We start from the raw sequence: 5361 nt of genomic DNA, 5'->3' as shown, positions 1-5361 counted from the left end.
GCCGGCAGCACCAATCAGGGCGCCTGGAGCCAGGCGTCGCGTCCGTTCGGCACCTGGCCGGCTTCGTTCGGGACCTCGAGCCGGTGGACCGCGAAGTTCTCCATATTCGCTTCGTAGCGGCCGCCGCGTCCAGTCGTTCAGGGCGCCGGTTATCCAGACGGCGCCGTGACCCGGCCGGCGCAGCACGAAGCCCGTCACCTCCCCGGCGCAGCCGAAAGGGTGGCCGCGCGACGGCGGCCACCCTTCACAATGCGTGTGTCACAGGCGGCGGGTCAGGATCGACTCGATGCGGTCGTTGGCGGAGCCGACCCAATCGGTGTCCTTGGTCCAGACGCCGATGGGGTTGCCGTTGTTTCCGCCGTAGTTGATGTAGTCGTAGCCGGCGACGCGCTGACACCAGTTGAACCGCTTGAACGACGAGATGCGGTTACGCCATGTGCCGAGGTTGCCGAAGCCGTAGCCGGACGTGTCGCACGGGCCGGCCGAGCCACGAAGCTGAGTACTGGCACCAGCGCTATCGGTGTTGTAGCGAATGTTCTCGTAGAGGACCAGAAGCAGCGTTGAGGCGAGCCGAGGGTTGGCCGTCTCGCTGAGTCGCTGGGCGCGTGCCGGAGTATCGGCGCATACGTGGGACAGCACGCGTGAGATCGTCTGCCCGGGTTCGAGCGGCGCGGCGACGATGACGCAATGCTTGGCGTCCGCGGATGCCGTCGGTTGTGCGGCCGCCGCCTGCGCCGGTGAAGCAGTGGCGAGCATGATGAGCGCTCCACTGACGGCCACGGCGTGGCCCAATCGTGCCGATAACCTCATTGTCGTCTCCTTGCCTCGTCCGAATTGGATATTCCTGCGTCCTTGTCAGGATCTCGTCTCGCCGCGGACACGCACCAGGCAATTGCCCCGGCAATCAGTCGGCAATTCACCGGTGTGCCTCGCGGTGAAGCGACAATCGGACCACGGCGGAGATATTCATCCGATCGTCAAGTTGCCGGCGTCGGGTATTGACAGCGCCTGTCTTCAACGACGCATTGATTGGGAACCGTCCTGCCCTGCGACCGCGTTGTCGTAGTCGCTTTGGTACGGCGGTGATCGATTGCGGCGGGCGTGCTTCGGGCGGCTCTGTGCCCCGCGGCGGCCACGGAGCGTCGGCGGCCCCAACTGCCGCCCGCGTCCGGCGGGTGCGTACGACTCGCTTCGGCCGACGGCGGTGGTCAGGGCCGCGCGCCCGGCGCGGAGACACGGGCTTGGCCTGCCTCACAACTCCATCGGCCGTGTTGCGTGATTACGCAGGAACGGAGAGCGATTCGGTAACGGGTCTTCCGCCCGTTCCACGGGCTTTGATTCGATGAGCATGCACGGGGGGATATGAAGATGGCTCGATCAGCAGAGTCCTCGACGGGTGACGCATCGGTTCCTTCACTGGTGTGCTTCGGATGTTCGCGCGACGCCGACCTGACATATCGGCATCTCGCGAGAAACGGACCGGCGACCGCGGAATCCGTCGCAAATGACCTGAAAATGGACCGGCGAAGGGCAATCAACACCCTCGACGAACTCGAGACGATCAGTGCGGCCAAGCCGCGACCGTCGTCGCAGGAACGCGTGGCCGCCTGGACCGTGCACTCGCCGGCCTCCGTCGTGCACGCCGTTCACCAACAGGCGTCGAGCCGTGATCGCTGCGTCGATCGAAGCGGGGAGAGTCTGCGAGAGCAGCCGTTGCCGCTGGCTGACGGCTTGCGCCATCTGCCGAACCGCGCTTCCACACGTGCTCGCCTTGCGGAGCTGGTCTCTGTCGCGAGGCACGAGCAACTCGCCATGCATCCGGAAGCGGTCTTCGATTCGGAATCCATTGAGGCCGCAGCCCCGATGGATCGAGAGCTGTTGGTACGGGGGATCCACATGCGGGTGCTGGGAGTCCAGACGGAGGACACGAGCACGGTGGACCATCGGTTGGTGTCGGTCGCTGCCCGGCCTGATTATCGCCATGCCCCGAAATTGCCGACCAAGCTGATCATTATGGACCGTAAGATCGCCCTGTTTCCCGTCGCTCCCGGCGACCTCGAGCGGGGTTACCTGGAGGTCAGCCAACCATCCGTGGTTGATGCGTTGGTCGCCCTCTTCGAACGGCACTGGAATCAGGCGGCGGAACTGGAGAGATGCTCGATGCCGCACGTTGACCTCACGTCGCGTGAACGTGCCTTGGTCGCTTTGCTGGCGCAGGGTCACACCGACGCTACCGCCGCCCGTGAGCTGCGGGTCAGCCCACGATCGGTGTCGAACATGCTGCGTTCCCTGATGGACCGGCTTCAAGTCGATAACCGGTTTCAACTAGGCCTCGCCCTTGGCGCAGCGCACGCGGTACCTGCGCCGGCCAAATCCAATTCGACCAACCAGGAGCCGTAATGATCGGGATGAAGGTTCGCCGCGCGCTGCTCGCCGCCCTGGCAGCGGCGGCACTAGCGATTCCTCTGTTGTCTGACGCGCATGATTCAAGTGGCGGCCGCGGCGACGACACCTCCGGGCGAGTTCAGGTTTCCGGACCGCTCCATCCACCGACAACCAATCCCATTTGCGGATCGTGCGTCTAACGCCAGTATGAACGACTCCTCTCAAACACATTTCCTAAGCCCGTCCTGATGATGGCTGTCCGGCCCGCCGTGGTATCGGCGAGCCGGAACCTATCCCGGCATTGTCTTGTAGCCAAGGTTGTGCGGCGCCCTGACGAATCGTTGTCCAACCATATGGAATGGCGGCTGCGGTAGACCATTGGGCGCAGGGTCTTCGCGGTCGAAATTGAACGAGAACCAAGTCCGCAGAACCCACGCTCACAGATTTTGGGGAAGAGGTGTCAGTGCCCAGCGAATCGGATCCCGACGGAGCACATCTAGCCGCGCGGCTGCGCGAATACCGCAAGGCGGCGTGGCTGACGCAAGAGGACCTGGCCGAGCGTTCAGGCCTTAGCGTGCGGATGATCCGCTACATAGAGGGCGGCCGGACGCAATCGCCTCGCGGCGAGTCGCTGCGCTTGCTCGCCGAGGCACTTCGACTGAATGAAGCGGAGAGAGAGCAACTGCTGAACGGGCTCCAGCCGAGGGTTCCCAGTGGAGCCGGCCTGCACTCCGGCTCGATCACCCCGCCGCCACCGGGTGGGTTGATCGACAGGGACGATCTGATCTGCCAGATCATCGAACACTTGGACGCCATGCCGTGCCTGATCACGCTGGGTGGGCTGCCCGGGGTCGGAAAGACGGCTGTCGCGAACGCCGCGGCCCGTGAGTTGCGAGACAACGGATGGGAGGTGTTCCGGGCATCCGATGACTGGTCGCGCAGTACCGAATCGGACGATCACCTCAGTGTCCTGGTGCTGGACGACATGATAAGCAGAGTGGATCCACTGAGCTGCCTTTCCGCCATTCGCACCTCGCGCCCGGCGTTACGCATCCTCGTGACGAGCCGACAGCCTCTGCGGGTTGATGGCGAGCACTATTGGGTTGTCCCTCCGCTGGGAGTACCCGCAGCGACCGCGGCCACCGCCGCTGAGGTCATCGATGTTCCCGCCGTACGGATGTTCGTCAGTCACCTGCGTCAACGCTGGCCGGGTTATCGGCTGACCGATGCCGACGCGGCAGCCGTGGCGGCGCTCGTCCGCCGACTGGACGGACTGCCTCTGGCGTTGCAGCTGGCGGCGGCGCATGCGCGGGTCCTGACGCCCGCCGACCTACTCGACCGGTACGGCTCGAACCCGCTCAGGCTTGCTGAGCCGCTCCGTGCGGTCCTCGAGACCGTCATTGGCAGGCTCGTCACCGACGACTTCAGGACGCTCACCGCACTCGCCGTCTTCGCGGACGAGTGGACCTTGCCGATGGCTGCGACCGTGGTGTCGGACCCGGATCTGGTGGAGTTCTCGCTCTGTCGCCTGTGCGAGCTGGGTTTGATCAACGTCACGCACACCGGAACGACTATGCACTTCCACGTTCCGGAAAGCGTGCGGCAGATACTCCTCGCTCGTCAGCCGGCTGATGAGCTCGCTCACCGACCGGCTGCGCGAGATCGTGACAGGATCGTCGCCGCTGATGCGCACCTCGCTCATGCGAGTCACACTACGGGCCGATCGGTGCCGGTCGTTCGCCGCCAGCGGTAGTTGACCTCCGCCGGCGTCGGCGCCTCGGCTGTCGGCGTTCGCCCGTCGTGCAGCCCGTCGAGCAGGATCGTCAGGTATCGCCGCCGTAGCTGCGTGGTGCGCTCCGGGTCCGGCACCCGGATCGCCGCGCACATCTCCAACAGCATGGCCACGTCGCCGCTCGTGGCGTCCGGACGCATGGCGGGGCGGGCCCGCCGGAACAGCGCGTCCGAGAGCTCGCCGGCGCGGACCGCGTCGGTGTTCATCTCGTCGGTCGGGGTGAAGGTGCCGGCCAGGTGCACGGTGAGGGAGTGGACGTCGGCATCGACCACGCCGCGCAGGAAGGTCTCGAAGGCGGTCCAGTCGTCCGGGTCGGCGGCGGCGCGTTCGGCCTCGGCGATGAACGTGCGCAAGCCGTCGTGGCAGAGGGTGCGCAGGAGGTCTTCCTTGCTCGCGTACCGGCGGTAGAGGGCGCTGATGCCGACGCCGGCGCGTTCGGCGACCGCGGAGATCGGGGCACGGTGGTCCGCCAGGAACACCTCGCGGGCGGCGGTCAGGATGACCTCGTGGTTGCGAAGCGCCTGCTGGGCGCGGCCGGACGTCGGGCTGGGCATGACAGTCAGGATAGCCGTACGGAATGAAGTATTCCGCTCCGGGCGGATAGGTGCTACGCTCATCTCGAACGGAACAAAGCAATCCGTTCCAGAACCCGAGGAGTAGCCGTGAGCGAGATCCGCCCCTTCCAGATCGCCGTCCCGCAGTCCGAGCTGGATGACCTGCGTGACCGGCTGAGGCGCACCCGCTGGACGCCGGAGATCCCGGGCCAGGGCTGGACCCGCGGCGTCCCCGCCGACTATCTGCGCGGCCTCGCCACCTACTGGGCCGAGAGCTACGACTGGCGCGCCGCCGAGGCGGCCCTCAACCGCCTGCCCCAGTTCGTCACCGAGGTCGACGGGCAGACGATCCACTTCGCCCACATCGAGTCGGCCAACCCGGCCGCGACGCCGCTGCTGATCAGCCACGACTGGCCGAGCTCGTTCGCGCTCTACCTGCCGGTCGTCGAGGCGATGCGCGAGCACTTCCATCTGGTGCTGGTCAGCAATGCGGGTTTCGGTTTCTCGGGACACACGCCATTCCAACCAATAGTTTCCCTGGCCGAGACGCTGGGCACGCTGCTGTCGCCGGTGCTGCTGATGCAGACCGGGCGTGGCGAGGAGCTGCACGCCGCGCTGGTCGCCGCCGCT

At 66.0% G+C, this 5361-nt stretch carries 5 protein-coding genes; 3 read left to right on the top strand and 2 right to left on the bottom strand.

All coding sequences use genetic code 11. The annotated features are described in order from the left end of the window. Positions 1 to 258 precede the first annotated feature (258 nt). Positions 259 to 756 carry a hypothetical protein gene (locus tag AB0M20_RS25710; RefSeq protein ID WP_364302330.1) on the bottom strand — a complete coding sequence of 166 codons (498 nt, stop codon included), beginning with the start codon at positions 754 to 756 and terminating at the stop codon, positions 259 to 261. Positions 757 to 1368: 612 nt separating this feature from the next. Here AB0M20_RS25710 and AB0M20_RS25705 point away from each other — a divergent pair. Then, on the top strand, positions 1369 to 2400 hold the full coding sequence (locus AB0M20_RS25705; RefSeq protein WP_364302328.1) for a LuxR C-terminal-related transcriptional regulator: 1032 nt from the start codon (positions 1369 to 1371) through the stop codon (positions 2398 to 2400). Between the two features lie 448 nt (positions 2401 to 2848). Beyond that, a complete protein-coding gene (locus tag AB0M20_RS25700; protein ID WP_364302326.1) occupies positions 2849 to 4138 on the top strand; it encodes a helix-turn-helix domain-containing protein in 1290 nt (429 codons plus the stop codon). Here AB0M20_RS25700 and AB0M20_RS25695 read toward each other — a convergent pair. After that, on the bottom strand, positions 4093 to 4731 hold the full coding sequence (locus AB0M20_RS25695) for a helix-turn-helix domain-containing protein (RefSeq protein ID WP_364302324.1): 639 nt from the start codon (positions 4729 to 4731) through the stop codon (positions 4093 to 4095). The genes AB0M20_RS25700 and AB0M20_RS25695 overlap by 46 nt on opposite strands. A 108-nt stretch (positions 4732 to 4839) precedes the next feature. Between AB0M20_RS25695 and AB0M20_RS25690 the strand changes: the two genes are divergently transcribed. Next, positions 4840 to 5361, top strand: a 522-nt coding sequence (locus AB0M20_RS25690; protein ID WP_364302322.1) for an epoxide hydrolase N-terminal domain-containing protein, incomplete at its 3' end; no start/stop codon positions are given.

It is taken from the genome of Actinoplanes sp. NPDC051633 (genome assembly GCF_040681735.1).
Taxonomy (GTDB): Bacteria; Actinomycetota; Actinomycetes; order Mycobacteriales; family Micromonosporaceae; genus Actinoplanes.
The sequence above is the reverse complement of the archived record's forward strand: the minus strand, read 5'-3'. Positions and strand labels throughout refer to the sequence as shown.